General features: G+C 68.5%; 18 protein-coding genes and 1 tRNA gene. 6 read left to right on the forward strand and 13 right to left on the reverse strand.

Translation table 11 applies throughout. The annotated features are described in order from the left end of the window. A partial coding sequence (locus NON22_RS08370) for a hypothetical protein (RefSeq protein ID WP_257386475.1) occupies nt 1–556 on the forward strand: 556 nt, incomplete at its 5' end. A gap of 303 nt (nt 557–859) precedes the next feature. Continuing rightward, nucleotides 860–947 (forward strand) — tRNA-Tyr (locus NON22_RS08375). A 191-nt stretch (nt 948–1,138) separates the two neighbouring features. On the opposite strand, the gene NON22_RS08380 is transcribed toward NON22_RS08375, so the two are convergent. The 3 genes from NON22_RS08380 to NON22_RS08390 all read right to left on the reverse strand — a co-directional run bounded on the left by NON22_RS08380 (nt 1,139) and on the right by NON22_RS08390 (nt 3,285). Next, nucleotides 1,139–1,654, reverse strand: a complete 516-nt coding sequence (locus NON22_RS08380) for an HIT family protein (RefSeq protein ID WP_257386476.1) — start codon at nt 1,652–1,654, stop codon at nt 1,139–1,141. Between the two features lie 522 nt (nt 1,655–2,176). Further along, nucleotides 2,177–2,956, reverse strand: coding sequence for an SDR family oxidoreductase (locus NON22_RS08385; protein ID WP_257386477.1), 780 nt, complete (start codon nt 2,954–2,956; stop codon nt 2,177–2,179). After that, nucleotides 2,956–3,285 carry a nuclear transport factor 2 family protein gene (locus NON22_RS08390; RefSeq protein ID WP_257386478.1) on the reverse strand — a complete coding sequence of 110 codons (330 nt, stop codon included), beginning with the start codon at nt 3,283–3,285 and terminating at the stop codon, nt 2,956–2,958. Before NON22_RS08390 ends, NON22_RS08385 begins: the two co-directional genes overlap by 1 nt. 79 nt (nt 3,286–3,364) lie before the next feature. On the opposite strand from NON22_RS08390, the gene NON22_RS08395 reads away from it, so the two are divergent. The 4 genes from NON22_RS08395 (at nt 3,365) to NON22_RS08410 (ending at nt 6,231) form a co-directional block, all read left to right on the forward strand. After that, nucleotides 3,365–3,703: a winged helix-turn-helix transcriptional regulator gene (locus tag NON22_RS08395; protein ID WP_257386479.1), complete on the forward strand. Its 339-nt coding sequence runs from the start codon at nt 3,365–3,367 to the stop codon at nt 3,701–3,703. Between the two features lie 104 nt (nt 3,704–3,807). Beyond that, nucleotides 3,808–4,302: an NAD(P)H-binding protein gene (locus NON22_RS08400; RefSeq protein WP_257386480.1), complete on the forward strand. Its 495-nt coding sequence runs from the start codon at nt 3,808–3,810 to the stop codon at nt 4,300–4,302. A gap of 198 nt (nt 4,303–4,500) precedes the next feature. Beyond that, a complete protein-coding gene (locus tag NON22_RS08405; protein ID WP_257386481.1) occupies nt 4,501–4,896 on the forward strand; it encodes a hypothetical protein in 396 nt (131 codons plus the stop codon). A 180-nt stretch (nt 4,897–5,076) separates the two neighbouring features. Beyond that, nucleotides 5,077–6,231 carry an FAD-dependent oxidoreductase gene (locus NON22_RS08410; RefSeq protein WP_257386482.1) on the forward strand — a complete coding sequence of 385 codons (1,155 nt, stop codon included), beginning with the start codon at nt 5,077–5,079 and terminating at the stop codon, nt 6,229–6,231. 172 nt (nt 6,232–6,403) lie between these two features. On the opposite strand, the gene NON22_RS08415 is transcribed toward NON22_RS08410, so the two are convergent. The 10 genes from NON22_RS08415 to NON22_RS08460 all read right to left on the reverse strand — a co-directional run bounded on the left by NON22_RS08415 (nt 6,404) and on the right by NON22_RS08460 (nt 18,929). Beyond that, nucleotides 6,404–11,545 (reverse strand): beta strand repeat-containing protein, encoded by a 5,142-nt coding sequence (locus NON22_RS08415; protein WP_257386492.1) that lies wholly within the window; start codon nt 11,543–11,545, stop codon nt 6,404–6,406. 409 nt (nt 11,546–11,954) lie between these two features. Beyond that, nucleotides 11,955–12,398 (reverse strand): riboflavin biosynthesis intermediates N-glycosidase, encoded by a 444-nt coding sequence (gene ybiA / locus NON22_RS08420; RefSeq protein ID WP_306673705.1) that lies wholly within the window; start codon nt 12,396–12,398, stop codon nt 11,955–11,957. Between the two features lie 79 nt (nt 12,399–12,477). Continuing rightward, nucleotides 12,478–12,978 carry a hypothetical protein gene (locus NON22_RS08425; protein WP_257386484.1) on the reverse strand — a complete coding sequence of 167 codons (501 nt, stop codon included), beginning with the start codon at nt 12,976–12,978 and terminating at the stop codon, nt 12,478–12,480. 164 nt (nt 12,979–13,142) lie between these two features. After that, the gene (locus NON22_RS08430) at nt 13,143–13,487 is read right to left on the reverse strand and encodes a zinc ribbon domain-containing protein YjdM (RefSeq protein WP_257386485.1); all 345 of its coding nucleotides are present in this window, start codon (nt 13,485–13,487) and stop codon (nt 13,143–13,145) included. Nucleotides 13,488–13,537: 50 nt separating this feature from the next. After that, a complete protein-coding gene (fabG, locus tag NON22_RS08435) occupies nt 13,538–14,269 on the reverse strand; it encodes a 3-oxoacyl-ACP reductase FabG (RefSeq protein ID WP_257386486.1) in 732 nt (243 codons plus the stop codon). Nucleotides 14,270–14,348: 79 nt separating this feature from the next. Then, the gene (locus NON22_RS08440; protein WP_257386487.1) at nt 14,349–14,780 is read right to left on the reverse strand and encodes a hotdog family protein; all 432 of its coding nucleotides are present in this window, start codon (nt 14,778–14,780) and stop codon (nt 14,349–14,351) included. Beyond that, nucleotides 14,770–17,103 carry an MMPL family transporter gene (locus NON22_RS08445; RefSeq protein WP_257386488.1) on the reverse strand — a complete coding sequence of 778 codons (2,334 nt, stop codon included), beginning with the start codon at nt 17,101–17,103 and terminating at the stop codon, nt 14,770–14,772. The genes NON22_RS08440 and NON22_RS08445 overlap by 11 nt, the downstream gene beginning before the upstream one ends. After that, nucleotides 17,100–17,741, reverse strand: coding sequence for a LolA-related protein (locus tag NON22_RS08450; RefSeq protein WP_257386489.1), 642 nt, complete (start codon nt 17,739–17,741; stop codon nt 17,100–17,102). Before NON22_RS08450 ends, NON22_RS08445 begins: the two co-directional genes overlap by 4 nt. Next, on the reverse strand, nt 17,701–18,648 hold the full coding sequence (locus NON22_RS08455; RefSeq protein ID WP_257386490.1) for a lysophospholipid acyltransferase family protein: 948 nt from the start codon (nt 18,646–18,648) through the stop codon (nt 17,701–17,703). The genes NON22_RS08450 and NON22_RS08455 overlap by 41 nt, the downstream gene beginning before the upstream one ends. Then, nucleotides 18,645–18,929 (reverse strand): ApeI family dehydratase, encoded by a 285-nt coding sequence (locus NON22_RS08460; protein ID WP_257386491.1) that lies wholly within the window; start codon nt 18,927–18,929, stop codon nt 18,645–18,647. The genes NON22_RS08455 and NON22_RS08460 overlap by 4 nt, the downstream gene beginning before the upstream one ends. Nucleotides 18,930–19,063: the final 134 nt, after the last annotated feature.

The following is a 19,063-nucleotide window of genomic DNA, read 5'->3' on the forward strand; positions in this document are numbered from 1 at the left end:
CCGTCTCGCCGGTCCGCTGCTCGCCGTCGCGCTGGCGACGGGCTGCGCGCCGTCGGCCGATGCACCGGACGGCGCCGCGACGCCGGTCAAGGCGCCGGCGAATGCATCGGCGGAGACCGCGAACGATCCCTCGCACGGCGGCGCGCGCGAGGGCAACTGGGTCCGCGCCGAATCCGAGCGCCAGGGCCTGCCGCTGGTCTGGGAATACCGCGACGACTACGCGGTCGTGCCGCCGCGGCGCCTGCCGCAGCTGCTCGTGGTCTCGCTCGCGCGTGAAGTGCCCTACGTCGGCCAGACCATTCCGGAGCTGCAGCGGGAATTCGACGCGCACGAACGCCAGCTGCGGACCGCGCTCGGCGCCGACGCCGACCTCGTCGCCGTGCTCGACTGGCACCGGCAGCACGACTGGTTCTTCTATGCCGACGCGTCAGTGACGCAGGATCGCGTCGCCGCGGCGCTCGGCGACCTGCGCCGCGGCGACGTGCGCGTGACGCTCGAAAACGATGCACAGAAGTTCTATTCGACCTTGAAGCAGCGTGTCAGTGCGGGGCAGTAGCCGCGCGGAAATCGGCGGCTTATGCCATTGACGCAGGGTAGTGCAGGCTCATACAGTCCGCGCCCATGAACACGCCGCTCATCCGCAACGTCTATTCCTGCCTCCGCCGACTTTCGCGCCGCGGAGCTTTTTGCGTTTGAGCTGAGTTCGACAGCTTCGACGAAAAACCCCGGCCGAAAGCCGGGGTTTTTGTTTTCCGGGGTCCTGCGGTTCCGCGTCTTCGGATTCGCCGGAATGCGATCGCGCCGCGCCGGCGCGCAGCTCGAGCGAGAACCGTCGCAGACGGACGTCGTTTTTTCCTTGGGGCGAGTAACCCGTAAACGGTAGCGGTCCTGACTGTAAATCAGGGACTCCAGCAGTCCAGAAGGTTCGATTCCTTCCTCGCCCACCAATTTCCAGCGCCGTCGTTTCCCGGCGCGGTCCGATGCCGTCTCGCCGGAAACGCCGGGACGGCTTTCGGTTGTGGCCAGCCGCCTTGTTTGCGATGCAATCAGCTTCGCCGCGCCGGCAACCCTCAGCGTTGCGTCGTCGAGCTGATGACCGCCTCCGACCGGAGGCGGCTGAGCACGATGACCGACGCGACTACTTCGGCAGGTTCGAACGAATCCGCTCCGCGGTTTCGATCAGCTGCCTGGCGGACACCCGGACCCGCTCCCGGCGCTGCGCATCTTCGCCGGGATCGTGCGGTGTGCCCAGTTGGCGTCCGGCACCGTCGAAGGTGGCGAGCTGCGGCGGGCCTATGCCCCAGTCGCTGCCTTTCTGCCGAGGCACGACGTGGAAATGGAAGTGCGGCGTCTCCTGCCCGCTATAGACCCCGTTGTTCTGGAACGTCAGTATCCCGAGGGGCTCGAACGTCCTGACGAGCGCCTCCGCGACCCGCTTGGCCGAGATCAGGACGGCCTCGCACTCATCGCGGGAGAGGTCGAGCAATGTCGCGACATGCCGGCGTGTGATGACGCAGCATTGGCCGACTTCGAACTGCCACGGATTGATGACGGTGAGCGTGAATTCGCTTTCGTCGATGATCGCCCACCGTTCTTCGCGACCCGCCATTCCTTCGCAAATGTCGCAGGGGTCTCTCACGGGCAGCTCGATCAAGTGTCGTCTCCGATTCGGCCGCAGGTCGGCTCGAAGCATGCGCATGGCGTCGACCTCGGTCAAACGCCGGCATAAGTCGGGAGCGACAACGGGGCAGTTCAAGGCCCGAGGCGCCGGCATCCGGCGCTGGTGCCGGGCGGCACCGCGAGCAGGCCGGATCGAGTGCTGTGGTGATGCGTCGGCTGCACCGGTGACTCGAGTGTCCGCTTCCGACCCGGAGCGAACCGCAGCCACCCCTGCGCAGCGGGCCTTGCAACGCCTTCATCGAGCCGCTCACGGCGACCGGTCACTTCAAGAAGGCGAAAGCGCCGCCCGCCACGGCGCGTGCTTCGACATGCACGCCGCCATCGGTCTTGCAGTCCCAGATGCGAGCTGGATGGCGGCGAGCACGGATTCGGAACAGCCACACGCGGAGTCTGCGACTTGGTTTCGGATGTCGCGGCATAGGGGCTTCGATCGCCGAAGCCATGGACACGGAGCGAATGTTCACGCCATTGATCGGAGTTCCTCGCACTTGGCAGTCTATGTCGTGGGCACCGTACCGCCGTCGATCACGTATTCCACGCCCGTAATCGCACTGGCCAGGGGCGAGGCGAGAAAGGCGACAAGGGTGGCGACCTCCGATGGCCGATTGGGCCGCCCCAGTGGTATGCCGCCCAGCGAGCGCATGAGTCCTTGCCGTGCCGACTCGACGTCGCCATCGCCTTCCTCAGCCAGTCGCCGGAGCATCCGCCTGGCTGCCGTCGTTTCCACCCAGCCGGGCGCCACTCGCACGACGCGTACGCCCGAGGGGCTGACCTCCTTGGACAAGCCCTTGCTGTAGGTGTTGAGCGCGGCCTTGGCAGCTGCATAGGCCAAGGTGGACTCGTGCAGCGGGAGTTGCCGTTGAATGGAGGTGATGTGGACGACCACGCCGCTGCCTTGTCCCAGCATCAGCGGCACAAGGGCCCGATCCAGGCGCACTGCCGGCAGCAGGTTCAGTTCCAGTTCCGCGTGCCACTGCGCATCGCTCAATGCCAGGAAGCCGCCGGCCGGCGAGCTGGAGCCTCCCAGGTTGTGTACGAGAATATCCAGCCCGCCGAAGCGCGAGCGCACCGTGTCGACAATCGCCGCGCACCCTTCGGGGGTCGAGGCGTCGGCCGCCAGGTAGTCGGCCCCGTTCGCCGTTTCCGGCACGCTGCGCGCTACCGCCAGCACCCGCGCGCCGGCATCGAGCAAGGTCTCCACCACCGCTTGGCCCACGCCCTTGGTGCCGCCGGTCACCAAGGCGCGCAGGCCCTGCAGTTGCACGGCGACAGCCATCAGTGAATCTCCAGTTTCGAGATGCGATCGTCGCGCAGCTCGAAGCGATAGGTCAGATCGACCGGGCTGCCCTTGAAGCTGCCGCTCACGCGCGCTTGCATCGTCACCGTATCGCCGCGGCGGGCGACGCTCTGCGGGTGGACCCGGTAGTCGTATCTGGCCCGGGACGCTCGCTTCCACTCGACGATGGCGTCCACGCCGTGAATGGTTCTGCCTTCGTCGCGAACTTCTGCGTCGGCGGTGAAGCAGTCGGAGAACTGTGCAAGTTCGAGGCTCGCATCCGCGTGCAGATAGCGTCGGATCGGTGCCGGAATCTCGAGAATACTCACGTCGTCGTTCCTTGCAGATTTGCGGTGCTACAAGCGTGGAGATAGGCTTGTCCGCCGACAAGTACGCACGAGAAAGTCAGTGGCTAACCCGGAGGTAAGCCGGTCGTCGCACACGCCGGAATCTGCAGCCGAGGGCGTGGAAACCGCTCTGCGCTTGCTCGAAGGACGCTGGAAGCTGGTGATCTTGTTTCACCTCTTCGGCGGCAAGGTGCAGCGCTACTCGGACCTGGAGCGACTGATTCCCGGCGTGTCGCAAAAGATGCTCGCGCAGCAGCTTCGTCAGCTGGAGGCGGATGGCTTGATCGAGCGAACGGTTTATCCGCAGGTGCCACCCAAGGTCGACTACCGCATGACGGCCTGGGGTCAGGCGTTGTGTCCGGCCCTCGATGCCCTGTTGGCATGGTCGGAAAAGCGTTGAATTTTACTTGTTAAATAAGGTGCAAAGTAGAAATACATCTAAAATGTCATGGCCGTCATCGGTCTGCGCACGATACGGACCGAGCCGGCATGCAAAGAACGATGATGCAAACGATATTGGGCGCGAACGGCCAGATTGCCGTGGAACTGGCCCGTGAACTGCAGCGCAATCAAACCCGCGAACTGCGGCTGGTCAACCGCAATCCCCGCAAGGTCAACGACTCCGATGTCGTGGTGGCGGCCGACTTGCTCGACGCCGGGCAGACCGCCAGGGCAGTCGAGGGCAGCAGCATCGTCTACCTCACGGCCGGGCTGCCGCCTGACACCGAGATGTGGGAGAAACAGTTCCCCACGATGCCGAAGAACGCCCTCGATGCCTCCTGGGCGGCGGGTGCGAAGTTCGCCTACTTCGACAACACCTACATGTACTCGCAGGACGACCGGCTGCTGAGGGAGGAGACGCCCTTCGCTCCGGTCGGACGCAAGGGCCGGGTGCGCGCGCGAACGACAACCCTGGTGTTGGAGGAAGTCGCGCACCGGAGTTTTACGGCCCAGGCAAGACCCAGAGCTTCACCAATGCTCTCGTCACCGACAAATTGAAGGCTGCAAGCTGCCGCGCGTTCCGATACGGACGACACGAAGCGAACGCTGATCCGGACCCCGGACGCGAGTCGGGGACTCGCTGCGCTTGGAAACGCGCCCGATGCGTACGGACAGACCTGGCACCTGCCTTGTTGCGACGAGCGACCGACATACAGGCAGTTCGTCGCCATGGCCTGCGAGGCGTTCGACAGGCCCGTGTCGTACAAGGTCATCGGCAAGTGGGCCTTCGCCATCGCGGGTCTCTTTTCCCCGCAAGTCAGGGAGATTCGGGAGCTACTCCCACGCTACGAGCAGGACAACCTGTTTGATTCGAGCAAGTTCAAGCGGTGGTTCCCGGAGTTCGAGATCATGACGTATCGCAAGGGAATCGACCTGATCCGGAAAAGCGGGGCCCGGGATGATCAAAGGAGACACTCGGTCGGACGTGCGCCCACCGCAAAAAATCGCCCCGTCGCCGCCTTCGACCGGGCGACAACGAGGCGGCGTATGCAAATCCTCTTGCGGGCGGCATGGCAATCGGTATCGCCGACGCGGGCACGGTTTCGATGCGATCCTGCCGCAGCGGCGGAATTGCTTGATCGCCAGAGTTGATGCAATAGTCCACGCTCGAAGACCGCGAAAAACGGTCGCCTGTGCGCCACCGGCACGGGACGACCGAATACACGCCACCAAGCAGCTCCAGCGAGGTCGGCCAGCGTTCCCCCGACATCTGTCGGCCTTTCTGCGAGTCGTCGCGTATCGACGAACGTTCGCAGCCATTGGAACGCTGCAATGACTACAGACCTCGACTCATCAATCCTTTCCGCACACTCCCGCATCGCCATCGTCGGCGCCGGCCTCGGCGGCTTGACGCTCGCCCGTGTCCTGCGCGTCAGCGGCATTCGCGCGACGATCTACGAAGCCGAGACATCGCCCGATGCGCGCGCTCAGGGCGGCTTGCTGGACATCCACGATTACAACGGCCAACTGGGGCTGAAGGCCGCGGGCCTCCACGACGCGTTTCTTGCCCTCGCGCTGCCGGGCGAGGACGCCAAGCGCGTGGTCGACAGGCACGGTAACGTCCTGCTCGACAAGCCCGGCTCAGGCGGCGTGGCCAAGCCCGAGGTCGATCGCGGTGCCCTGCGCAGGCTGCTGATCGAATCCCTGCCCGCCGACGTCATCCAATGGGACCGCCAGCTCGTGCAGACGAACCGCCTCGGCGACGGGCGACACCAACTGGTTTTCGCCGACGGCTCGACGATCACGGCGGATCTGCTGGTCGGCGCCGATGGCGCCTGGTCGAAGGTCCGTCCGCTGCTGTCGGCCGCGAGGCCTGAATACATCGGCACGACTTTCATCGAAGCCAATCTCTTCGATGGCGACGCGCGGTACAGGACCAGCGCCGAGCTGATCGGTAGCGGCACGCTGATGGCGGTCGAGCCCGGCCAGGGCATCCTGGCCCACCGTTACGCGAGCGGGGCGCTGCGCACCTATATTGCGTTGAACAGGCCGGAAGCGTGGGTCGGCGCCATCGACTTCAGCCAGCCGGCGGCTGCGTTGCGTCGCCTTGCCCGCGAATTCGAGGGTTGGGCACCGCCGCTTCTGGCCTTGGTCGCTGACAGCGATACCCCGCCCGTCGTGCGGCCCATCCATGCCTTGCCGATCAACCATCGATGGGAGCGCATTCCGGGCGTCACGCTCGTGGGCGATGCAGCCCACTTGATGTCGCCGTTCGCCGGGGAGGGCGCCAACCTTGCCATTCTGGATGGCGCCAAGCTGGCGTTGGCGCTGCGTGATCACCCCGGGGACACCGAGGCGGCGCTCGCGGCGTATGAGCAGGAGCTCTTTCCGCGCAGCGCTTCCTTTTCGGATCAGACGGCGGAGAATCATCGACGTTTCTTCGGCGACGGCGCCCCACGGAGCGTCGTCGAACTGTTCTCCGTGTAGCAGAAGCAGGTGCCGCTGATGGCCATTGAGGAGGCCACGCACCTTTTGCGTAATGTCCGTTTCTGGCCGAAAGCGGACGTGGGCCAGGAGTGGAGTTGAGGACAGTTATCGGAGAGTACGGTCGACTTTCGGCCCGGAGCCGCCGGCGAGGCGGCGGCTCCGGGCCGAAGACTCAGATCCGCCGCAGCCGCGCCAGCGTCATCAGGGCGAGCAGTCCGACCAGCAACAGCATCGCCCAGCGATCCAGCGCCGGTACCGGTACGGCCGGCACGTCGACCGCCACCGTGACGACGGGCGAGGTCGACGGTTCGTAATTCGCGTCGCCGCTGTAGCTCGCGGTGATCGCGTGCGCGCCCGGCGTCGTGAACGCGGTCGTGCAGGTGGCCGTCGAACTCGTCGTGCCGACGACCACGGTCACGGGCGAGCACGGCAAGGCCGCGCCGTCGGCGCTGAAGATCACCGTGCCGGTCGGCGTGCCGCTCGCGACCGTGGCGACGAGATTCACGGGAACGCCCTGCGACGTCGGGTTCGGCGCAGCCGTGACGGTGACCGTCGTCGTCTGCCGGTTCACGACGAGCGTGTAGGCCTGCTGCCCCGACACGCCTCCGGAACCCGCGGCCTGCACGGCGAACGGGAAGCTGCCGGCGGCGGTCGGCGTGCCTGACAGCAGGCCGTTCGTGCCCAGGTTCAGACCCGGCGGGAGACTGCCCGAGGCGAGCGTGAACGTGTACGGCGCGTGGTCCACGGCGTCGCTGCTGCTCGCGCTCAGCTGCTGGCTGTAGGGCAGGCCGAACGTGCCGGCGGTCAGCGCGGCGGGCGCGATCGTCACGAGCACGGCCGCGCAGGTCACCTGCACGTTCGTCACGTTCGCTGAAAGATTGGTGCCGGCCCCGTTGGCGACGGCGCAGCTCTGACCCGCCGGCGGCGTCGTCACCACGACGTTCCAGTCCGCGCCGATCGGAAGCGGCGTCGTGAACGTGAATGCGCCGTTCGACGACAGCGACTGCGACGTGCCGTTCGTGCTGTCGTTCAACGTGAGCGTGGCCGGCGACGTGGCGCCGCCGACGGTGCCGCCGATCGTGAAGGCCGCCGTCGCGATCGTCGTCGCGTCGCTGGCGCTGTCGTTGCTCGTGTTGATCTGGCCGCCGCCCGACACCGCCGCGGTATTGGTCACCGATGCCGGCGCGTTGTTCGCGACGTTCACGGTCAAGGTGATGGCCGGATAGCTGCTGCCCGCGGCCAGCGCATCCGAACGCGTGCAGGTCACCGTGGCCACGGTGCAGCTCCAGCCGGTGCCGCTGATCGCCGTCGCAGTCAGTCCGGCGGGCAAGGTGTCGGTCACCATCACGGTGCCGCTGGTCGGTCCTGCGCCCGCGTTGCTCGGCGTGAGGGTGTAGATCGCACCCGTCTGGCCCTGGCTGAAGTTGCCGACATGCGTCTTCGTGATCGTCAGGTCGGACAGCTGCGTGATAGTCGTCGGGTCGGCAGCGGTGTCGTTGTTCGTGTTGGTCTGGCCGCCGCCGGAGACGGCCGCGGTGTTGGTCACCGAGGCCGTAGCGTTGCTGGCCACGTTCACGGTCAGGGTGATCGGCGGATAGCCGCTGCCCGCGGCGAGCGCATCCGGGCGAGTGCAGGTCAAGGTGGCCAAGGTGCATGTCCAGCCCCCACCGCCGATCGCCGTCGCGGTCAGTCCTGCCGGCAACGTATCCGTTGCCGTGACCATGCCGCTGGTCGGCGAGCCGCCGACGTTGCTGATCGTTAGCGTATAGATCGCGCCGGTCTGTCCCTGCGTGAAGTTCCCGGCGTGCGACTTGGCGATCGTCAGATCCGCCAGCGCGGTGAGTGTGTCGGTGTCGGTCGCGGTGTTGTTGCCCGGCGTCGGATCGGTCACGCCACCCGGCGCCGTCACGATGGCCGTGTTGCTCATCGACCCCGTCGCCGATGCCGAGATCGCGCAGCTCGCGGTGTACGTCGTGCTGCCGCCTGCGGGCAGGTTGACCGTGTCGCTGATGTTGCTGCTACCTGACGCCGTACACGTGCCGCCGCCGGCGCCGACGCAAGTCCAGGTGCAGGTCTGCGAGGCCGGGAAGGTGTCGGCGACCGTCGCGCCCGTTGCGTTGCTCGGGCCCGCGTTGCTCGCGGTGATCGTGTACGTGACGCTGCCGCCCGGCGTCGCCGAGGTCACGCCGTCGGTCTTCGTGATCGCCAGATCCGCCTGTGCCGCGAGCGTGTCCGTATCGGTCGCCGCGTTGTTGCCCGGCGTCGGGTCCGTGACGCCGCCCGGTGCCGCGACGGTGGCGGTATTCGACAAGGTGCCGCTTGCCGACGCAGCAATCGTGCAGCTCGCGGTGTACGTTGTGCTGCCGCCCGCGGGCAGGTTGACGGTGTCGGCGATATTGCCGCTGCCGCTCGCCGTGCACGTGCCGCCGCCGGCGCCGACGCAAGTCCAGGTGCAGGTCTGCGTCGCAGGGAAGGTATCGGCGACCGTCGCGCCCGTTGCGTTGCTCGGGCCCGCGTTGCTCGCGGTGATCGTGTACGTGACGCTGCCGCCCGGCGTTGCCGAGGTCACGCCGTCGGTCTTCGTGATCGCCAGATCCGCCTGTGCCGCGAGCGTGTCCGTATCGGTCGCCGCGTTGTTGCCCGGCGTCGGGTCCGTGACGCCGCCCGGTGCCGCGACGGTGGCGGTATTCGACAAGGTGCCGCTTGCCGACGCAGCAATCGTGCAGCTCGCGGTGTACGTCGTGCTGCCGCCCGCGGGCAAGTTGACGGTGTCGGCGATATTGCCGCTGCCGCTCGCCGTGCACGTGCCGCCGCCGGCGCCGACGCAGGTCCAGGTGCAGGTCAGCGAGGCCGGGAAGGTGTCAGCGATCGTCGTACCGGTCGCATTGCTCGGGCCCGCGTTGCTCGCGGTGATCGTGTACGTGACGCTGCCGCCCGGCGTCGCCGACGTGACACCGTCGGTCTTGGTGATGCCGAGGTCGGCCTGCGGGATCAGCGTGTCGGTATCGGTCGCGGAGTTGTTCGCCGCGTTCGGGTCGCCGGCGATCGTCACCGTCGCGGTGTTGCTCAAGGTGCCGGTCGCGGCGGCGGAAATCGCGCAGGTCGCGGTGTACGTGGCGCTGCCGCCCGCGGGCAGGTTGACCGTATCGCTGATGTTGCCGCTGCCGCTCGCCGTGCAGGTGCCGCCGCCGGCGCCGACGCAGGTCCAGGTGCAGGTCAGCGCGGCCGGGAACGTGTCGGCCACCGTGGCGCCCGTGGCCGCGACCGCGCTCGGATTCGACGCCGTGACCGTGTAGGTCACGCTGCCGCCCGGCGTGGCGGTGGTCACGCCGTCGGTCTTGGTGATCGCAAGATCCGCCGCCAGCGCGTTCTGCACGTTGATGCAGCCGTTCGCGGTGACGCTCTGGCCGTCCGGGTTGGTCACGGTGACGTTCTGCAGGCCGGTAGCCAGCGCGGTGATGTTGAGCGTGACCTGCGTCGGCGAGTTGTAAGTGACGCTGTTGACCGTGGCGTTCGTGACCGTCGCGTTCAAATGCGTGAACGGCAGAGCCGGCGCCGGCAGATTCGCGCCGGGATCGTAGAAGCCCGAGCCCGCAGACGACGTGGCATTGATCACGACGTTGCCGGTCGGCCCGCCGAACGTGACCGGGCTGCCCGAACACGTCGGCGTGGCCGGCGGCGGCGCGGCGAGACGTCCGACGCGCACGGCATAGCTGTTCAGCGCCTGGTTGTATTCCTGGATCGTCCAGACCGTCATGTCGTCGAGCGGATCGAGGCTCGTGAACGAGTAGCTGCCCCAGCGCCGTCCGGTGGCGCCGCCCGGGTCCGCGGGCGGGTTGTAGTTGGCCGTGGTGGTTCCGAACGTGACGGCGGCCACGGTCGGCGGCCCGGTCATCGTGCCGAGCGTGTCGCCGGCGAGGCGGCCGACGTAGACCGGTGTCGCGCCGACCGGCGTGCCGCTCATCGACATGCCCATGACCGAATGACCCTGGCCCGTGACGATCACGCTGGGCATCCAGTATTGCCTTGCCGCGGCGAGCGTCGCGGCGTTGTCGAACACGGTGCCCGACTGCACGAGGGTCGGCGTCGTCGCGAGATTCTGGAATTCGTACCAGCGCACGGCATTGCGCGCGGCCGCGGCGGTGTTCGCCACGCCGGCCGAGCTGACGCGGAAGTTGTGCGCCGACCACAGGCGGCCGTTGCGGATCATTGCCGCGTAGAGGCGGTCGTCGAGCGAATCGAGACGGCCGTTGTTGCCGCCGGTGTTGCCCGCGTGCGTGACGGGATTCGGGAACGTGGTCGTCGGCACGGTCACCGAGATGTTCGCCGAGATCGCCGGCGTGGCCGAACCCGGATTGCTGACGCGGCGGAACATGATGGTGCTGAACGTCGCGTTGTCGACGCCGACGAAATAGCCGTCCGTCGCGGTCGCGTCGTAATTGTCCACGCCGCGCGGTGAAAACGGGCCGGCGCCGCTACCGCCGGCAACGAGGTTCGCGAACATCGTCACTGTGGCTGGACCGGCGCCGAGGACCGAGGTTTTCCGCACCACGTAGCCGTTGGTGCCGACGAAGGTGCCGGTGTTCGTGAATAGGTTGCAGCCGATGTACAGCGCGTTGACGTCGACACCGAGCGACGGGTTTTCGCAGAAGTTCGTGCCGGGGTCGGCCTGGAACTGGAAGAACGTCCACACCGTCGAACCGCTCAGGGTGCCGCTGCTGGCCGCGTCGCTGACGGCGATCAGCACGCGGTTGGGCGCCGTGGTCGTGCAGGTCGCGTCCGTGCACGGCACGTCGGTGATGGTCAGGAACCAGCGCGCCGAGAAGCGGTCGTAGCGCACCTGCGGACCGAGGGTGAAGTTGGATACGACGGTCCCGCCGACCGGCGTCATCACCGACGCGAAGAACACGTCGGGATCCGCATCCAGTACGCCGTCGGCCACGCCGTTCTTCGTGAACGAACGGATGCGTCCGTTGACGAAGGTCACGAACTGCGCCGGACCGATCGCCCCCATGCTGTCGGGCGGAAACGAGCCGGTGTCGGCCAGGGCCGCGCCGTCGAACGCGACGGCCGTGGTATGGATGTTCGGCGACTGCGACGTGCGCACCACGTCGGCCGGATACTGTGCGACCGCCGGCGCATCCGGATTCTGCGGCGTGGCCGATTTGTCCGGATGGTCGAGCACGCGCACGACGCGCGCAGTGTGCGTGCTGGTAGACTGCCGCTCCTGGATCGACGACGTGTTCTCGCGCGTGGCCGGCGACGCCGACAGGTGCTGCCCCGACTGATCCGCCGTCGCAGATCCCCATACCACTGCGCTCAACCACAGCGCAACCTGACACGCCCGCATCGGACCGTGTTTCGACATGCCGCTTTCCCCTGAATGCAGATACCGGGACGGCCCCGGTTCTCCGCGCGGGGATAGCAGGATTCGCCGGAAAGCGTCAAGCGTCGTCGCGGCGTTTTGGCGCGGCCGGGCGCGTGGCTGAACCGACTGGCCGAACCTATGCAGTCGGTGGTCCATGCCGTGATAGGCGGAGCGGCTAACGCTCGCTTTGACTTCACTTCCGTCGCCGGAATTCGTCCGCGTCCACGATCGACCGCGGCGGCTTCGCAGAAAAGATCCGGCGAGGGATTCCTGCAAGTCGGCACCATCGGCGGGTTCGGCATCCTGCACGCGTCCGGCGAGTCCCGCTTGCGGCCGTCGTGCTCCGGCAGCCGGTTCAGGCCGGAGCGCGCAATGCCTCGCGCAGCTCCATCAGCAGCCGGCCGAGCCAGTTCTTGCCGCTGCCGTCGCCGCCGTCGGCCCAGTAGCTGTCGTTGCCGGTATGTTCGATGAGCTTCGCATCGCCGGTGGACAGCAGCAGCGCAGCGAGATCGGCGTGCTGCGTGAATTTCGCACGCAGCGCCGTGCGCATGACTTCGACCTTGACCGACTCCCAGTCGCGCCGCAGCTTCTGCCGGCGGTCGCGTCCGAGGATCGCGGCGTCCATCGGCGAATGCGCCTGGCGGATGCGCTCGGCGTAGGCGGCGTCGTGGAATTTCTGCGCCTGAAAATAGTGTTCCGAGGTCGGCCAGCGTTTGCCGGCCAGGCGGATCGGATGCGGCGAGAAGTTCGAGAACTCGCCGTAGTCGTCGCTGACGCGGTAGAAGCGGATCGTGTCCATGAGGCCGACTGAACGAACGGGTATTCGCATCGTGACAGCGCGACGGCGGCCGCGGAAGCCGCCATCGTCCGCTGCAATGTCACTGATCGCCGAGACGCGCATCCTTGGTCGGCGCGGCGAGCCATTCCGCGACGTCCTTGCCGATGGCCTTGACCGTGCGCCCCAGCACCGAGCAGGAACCCTTGTAGCCGGCGAACGCGCCGCCCATCGAATAGCGCTGCGCGACGAAATTGCCGATTTCCTCGCCGTCCTGGTACAGCGCGCCCTTCGCGCGCGTGAACTTCTGGTGGCCGATGAATGCGTTGCCGCGCGAGATCGCTTCGTCGATCTCCACGACGAGCACGCGGCCCGGATCGCCGGAAGAGACCTGTTCGGCGAACGCGGTCTTGATGTGCTTTTCCCCGGCGTATTCGGCGATGTAGGCCGGCAGCTGGGTTGTCAGCTGGCATTCGCTCTTGATGTTGCTCGCGACCTCGCTGCCGGCCGCGTACGGCGCGGTGCGGGCCAAGGTGACGTTTTCGGCGCGGGCACCGCCCGCGGCGAGCGCGGCGACGGCGATCAGGCAAAGACGATGACGCATGAAACTCCCCCGGTTGATGACGTGACGAGCCTGAGCCGGAACGGCGGCCGCTTCCAGCTCCGAACAGGGGATGGCGCCGCCGCCGCACTTGTGACTGCGGCGCGGCTCGCGTGCGGCTCCTGGCCCGGCCCGCCGTCAAGTACGGAATCGGGCGGGTTTCCGCGTCAGGCCTTGCGCACGAACTCGGACTTGAGCTGCATCGCGCCGAAGCCTTCGATCTTGCAGTCGATGTCGTGGTCGCCGTCGACGATCCGGATGTTGCGCACCTTGGTGCCGACCTTGACGACCGACGACGCGCCCTTGACCTTGAGATCCTTGATCACGACGACGGTGTCGCCGTCGGCCAGCGGGTTGCCGTTCGCGTCGCGCACGACGCGCGGGCCGTCCTCGACGGCGGCGGCCGCGGCCGTCGTCGGCCATTCGTGCGCGCACTCGGGGCAGACGTAGTTGTCGCCGTCGACGTAGGTGAATTCGGAGCCGCATTGCGGGCATTTCGGCAGATCGGTCATGGCGGGATTCACAGGTGAAGGAAAGTCGGACGGGGGCGTCGGCGAGGCGGTCAGCTCATCGCGCCGTCGACGCCGATGATCTGGCCGGAGACGTAGCTCGCCGCATCGCCGGCGAGGAAGCCGACGACGGCCGCGACTTCCTCGGGCCTGCCGGCGCGCGCCATCGGCACGATCTGCTTGATCTGTTCGGCCGGGAACGCGGCCTCGGTCAGCCGGCCGGCGATGACGCCGGGCGCGACGACGTTCGCCGTGATGCCGCGGCTGGCCATTTCGCGCGCGAGCGACTTCACGGCGCCGTGCAGGCCGGCCTTGGCCGCGGCGTAGTTGGTCTGGCCGCGGTTGCCCAGGCGCGCGGCGACCGACGAGATCGCGATGATGCGGCCGCGGCGCTGGCGCGCCATCGGCAGCAGCAGCGGCTGGGTCACGTGGAAGAAGCCGTGCAGCGAGACGTCGACGACGCGGTGCCATTGGGCCTCGCTCATGCCCGCCATCGGTGCGTCGTCGTGGATGCCGGCGTTGTGCACGAGTGTCGAAATCGTGCCGGCGGCCAGCAGCGCATCGAGCGCCGCGCGCGTCGCGGCCGCGTCGCAGAGATCGAACGCGACCGCCTCGGCGGAGCCGCCCCGATCACGGATGGTTGCGGCGACGGACTCGGCGCGATCGAGTCCGCTGTGCGCATGCACGATCACGTGCGCGCCGGCGCACGCGAGTTCGGCGCAGATCGCGCCGCCGATGTCGCCGCTGCCGCCGGTGACCAGCGCGCGCGGTAGGACTGATGTCATCGCGGAACTCCGTGCGAAAGCCTCGTAGGATGGCAGGAAATCCGGCCGCTGCCGGACCGTCGTCGCGCGTGCCGCGCGCTCATGCGGGCTGCACCATGACCGCGGCGCGGCCGCGCGCGATCAGCACGCCGGCATGTTCGACGCGGAATGCGTACTGCCAGCTCTGTTCGCCGGCGAGCAGGCGCTCGGCATGCACGTCGAGCTCGCCCGCCAGATCGTCGACATAGGCGCGCGAGAGCTCCACGTCGCGCAGCGACACGAGCAGGCCCGGAGCGGCGCGGCCGCCGGCGGCCCGTGCGAGCAGGCCGCCGTGGACGGCCATGGCCTGCGCGCCGTATTCGCACAGGTGCAGGCTGCGCAGGCGGCCGTCCTGGCGCAGCGGGTTGTCGCCGCGCGCATGCGAGGCGCTGCGCGCATGGATGCGCTCGCCGTTCCAGTCCACGACCGTGTCGAGCAGGCACATCGTGCCCTGGTGCGGAATCAAGGCGGACCATTGCGATTTATCCAGCATCGGCGATCTCCCGGCGCGGGCGCGTGAGCAGCAGCGCCAGCACGAAATTGAACGCGACGCCGAGCGTGACCGTCGTGCCGATCGCGCGCAGCACGGGCAGCGACGACAGCGCGAGCAGCAGGAACACGAGGAAGGTGCTCGCGCTGCAGACGAGGATCGCGTGCAAGGTGCGGCGCTGTTCGAGCTCGTCGTCCTCGACGTGCTCGAAGAAGAGTGCGTAGTCCAGGCCCAGGCCGGCCGCGAGCACGAGCGCGATCAGATGGAACAGCGACAGCGACACGCCGCCGAGGCGCAGCGCGGCGAGGATCAGCAACGTCGTCACCGCCATCGGCAGCAGCACGCGCAGCACGCGGCTGCGCCGGCGCAGCGCGAAGCCGACGACGGCGACGAGCAGCACTGCGGCGACGGCCAGCGAATACAGCACGCGCGTGCGATAGGCGGCGACGAGCGATTCCGACGCGTGCTTCAGATCGAGCAGCCGCGCCGGCGTGTCCGGCTGCGCTGCGAGCGCGACGAGGGCCGAAGCGTCGGCGACGCCGACGAGACCGACGAGGCCCGTCCAGTGGCCGTCGCGCGGCTGCAGCTGGGCCTTCAGGCGCAGTCCCAGCGGCGAGGCGAAGAAGCGCTCGGCCGTCAGCGGCGGCAGGTCGCGCGCTGCGGCGACGTCGCGCAGGAACGCGTCGAAGCTGCCAGGCTTGAACGGTAGCCCGCGCCGGGCCTCATCGAGCGCGGCCTGCAACGCGGCCGGCTCGGGCAGGCGCGCCTGGCGCGCGCGTTGCGTCGCGACGCTCGGCAGGTAGCGCGACGGCAGCTCGTAGCCGGCGATCGCGCCGTCGCGCTGCAGCTGGGCGAGGCGCGGCTCGAGCTTCTCGCTCGCGGCCAGCACGGCGTCGGCGTCGTCGCCTTCGATCACGAGCAGATGGCGCACGTCCGGCGCGCCGAGCTCCTGGCGCAGGCGCGCGTCCTCGGCGACGAGGTCCGCGGGCGCCGGCGTCAGTGCGGCGAGATTGTTCTGCCAGAACTCGCCGGGCGCCTGCGACATCGCGACGATCGCGCCGAGCGCGAGCAGCGGTGCGAGCCAGCGCGGCCGCGGCAACGCCGCCAGCCGGCGCCACAGCGCGGCGAGCCAGCTCGACTGGGCCGCGTCGTAGGGCTTGCTGCCGAGCAGGTGGACCAGGCCGAAGCGCGTGGTCAGCGCGGCCGTGGCCAGGCCGACTATCGTGAACACCGCGAGCTGTTCGAGCCCGTCCACGCCCGAAGCGAAGAACGCGAGATAGGCGATGCAGGTCGAGGCGACGCCGGTGGCCAGGGTCGGCCACAGGTGATGCGCGACGGCGGCCGGCGGCTGCTCGCGATGCAGATGGCTGAACAGGTGGATCGGGTAGTCCTGCGCCACGCCGATCAGGGTGAAGCCGAACGCGAGTGTGATGCCGTGCGCGCCGCCGAACAGCAGCGCGAGCGCGGCCATGCCGGCCAGGCCGCCGCTGAGCAGCGGCAGCGCGCCGGCGAACACCGTAGTCACGCGGCGATAGGCGAGCAGCAGCAGGGTGACGAAGCCGACGGTGTCGAACAGGCCGATGAAGTTGGCCTCCTCGCTCGTCGTTTCGTTGATGCGCACCGTGAACGCGCCGGGGCCGCTGAGCACGAGCCGAGCCCGGCCAGTGCCGGCGGCTTCGCGGAAGTGGGCGGCCAGCGCGTCCTGCGCATCGCGCTGCGCGGCCGGATCGAAACCGCCGGCGACGGTCTCGGCCAGCAGCAGCGCCTGCTTGCCGTCGCGTGTGAACCAGACGTCGGCATAGCGCGCGGGCTCGCCCGGCGGCGCCCAGGCCTCGGCGAGCTTCACGGTTTCCAGGGTCGGATCGGCTGGGAGCAGCGGCTTGAGCCAGGCCGCGGCCGGCGAGCCGAGATCCTGCACGCGCTGCTGCAGCTCGCTGCGCAGGTAGTCCGCGTCGAGATGCGCGTCGTCCAGGGTCGGCGACAGCAGGTAGCGGTACGGCAGCAGGTCGTCGGCGAGCGCGCCGATCTCGTCCTCACCGTTCAGCGCGCGCACGAAGCGGCGGTCGGCGCGGAGGCGCGGCACGAGATCCTTGCTGATATCGGCAAGCACGTCCGGCTCGTCGCCGGTCAGCGCGAGCAGCAGCAGGCGCGAGCCCGGACCTTCGCCGATCTCGTCGAGCAGCAGGCGCTGCTCCGGCGTGCGCGGCGGCGGCATGAAGCTGCGCAGATCGGTGCTGACCTTCAACGCGGCCAGCACGTAGGCCAGCAGGCCGGCCAGCAGTGCCAGCCAGGCGGCCAGCAGGGCGACGCGCGCGCGAACGCTCACGGCGCGTGCCGGCAGAGCTGCTGCAGCTCGGCGCGTTGCGGCGATGCGGGCAGCGGCCGGCCGGCCAATGCGTCGACGAGCAGGATGCTGCTGTCGCCGCCGGCTTCCTCGACCTCGAAGCACAGCGGCGTCGTCTTCATACCGCTGACGGTCACGCGCGTCACGTGCCTGGCCAGCGCCGCGTCGCGCGGCACGAGCCGCAACTGCCAGGCGCCAGCGGCGCTGCCGTCGCTCGCGAGCACGTAGTTGCGCGCGAGGCGCTGCGCGTCGCCGGCCAGAGTCGCGCTGAAGCTTTCGAGAAAGCCGGCAAGCGCCGGCGCGCGCTTGAGGCTGAAGCGCTTGACCGGCTTGCCCGGCCGGCGGATCTCGACCTGGCCGTCGGCGATCGTCGTGGTTTCCTCGTACGGACTGACGACGCTTTTGCCGAGCGCGTCGGCGCTCGTGTAGGTCAGGTCGCCGCGCAGCACGAGCGGTGCGTCGAGCATCTGCACGAAACGCACTTCGGTGTAGCCGGTCGCCGCCGGCAGCGGCCGCTTGAGCGCCTCGACGAGCTGCACGGTCTGCGCCGGAGAACAGTCCGTGCGGCAGTCGGCCGCGTCAGGCGCGCCGGGGCTCGCCAGCGGCAACAACAGGCTCAACGCGATCGCTGTGCCAGAAATCATAGAAGTTGAACCAGTTGTAGGGATCCAGGCGCGCATGATGCTCCAGCCGCGCGGCATAGCGCGCAAGCCAGGCGTCGAGGCGCACGTTGCGTTCGCTGCGCGGAATCTCGATGCGGTCGGCGAAATGCTCGAAATGCAGCGAATAGCGGTTGCCGCCGCGGTACAGGCCGAAGCACAGCAGCACCGGCGTGTCGAGCACCGACGCTATCAGGTACGGCGCGACCGGCAGCGGCGCGGATTCGCCGAGGAACGCCGCCTGCCGCGTCGGCTCCTGCGGGCGCGCACGGTCGCCGAGCAGCGCGACGACGGCGCCCTGCTCGACGGCTTCCTTGATGCCGAGCACGATGGCCGTGCCGCCTTCGGACGCGTCGATGACGCTGCTGCCGATGGCCGGATTCAGCGCGTGCAGCAGCTCGGTGATCGCCGGCGTCTGCGACTTGTCGAGCACGACCTTGAGCTGGACCTCGGGCCGTTCGCGCGCGAGCACGCGCAGGATCTCGAAGCTGCCGAGGTGCGAGCCGAGCAGCAGCATGCCGCGGCCCTGGCGATAGGTGTCCAGCAGCAGTTCCAGTCCGTGTATCTCGAGCTGGAACTGGCGCGCGTCGTCACGCGCGAGCAGGAATACGCGGTCGAGGATCACGCCGGCGAAGCGATGGATGTGGCGCATCACGTCGAAGACGCCGGCCGGGCGGCCGAGCACGCGGCTCAGGAACGCGCGCGAGGCTTCGCGCTCGGGCCGGCGGCGGAAATAGAAGTACAGCGTGATCGGATACAGGAACAGCCGCGCGAACGGCCGGCCGCCGTACAGCGCGATCGAGCGGATCAGCCAGATCGCGAAACGACCGCCGCCTTCGGGGCGGTCGGTCCAGTGCGGGTTGCTCATGCGCTGCTCGCCTCGCCGCTGGCGATCAGTTCGCCGTCGCGCAATACGCGGAAACGCAAGCGGGTGTCGATGAGGTCGAGCTCCAGGCGGGCGGTCTGCTGCGGCAGCAGCGGCGCGACGAACTTGACCTGGCGGAAGCCGGCGATCTGCCGGCCGTCGCGACGCTGCAGCGCGCCGGCGACCTGTTCGAGCACGACGACGCCGGGGACCACCGGATTGCCCGGGAAATGACCGGCCAGACTCGGATGTCCGGCCGGAACGCAGAAATCTTCGTGATGCACAACGCAACGCCTTGGCGAATGGAACCGGCTCGGGCGGGGACTGCGGATGCCGCGCGGCGACGCGGCTCCGCCGGGCAGCGGAAGGTCCGCCGCCGCCGCGCCGCAATCCGCGGCCATAGCCGCGGCCCCTGTGC

The sequence above is a fragment of the Tahibacter caeni genome (assembly GCF_024609805.1).
In the GTDB taxonomy this organism is placed as follows: Bacteria; Pseudomonadota; Gammaproteobacteria; order Xanthomonadales; family Rhodanobacteraceae; genus Tahibacter; species Tahibacter caeni.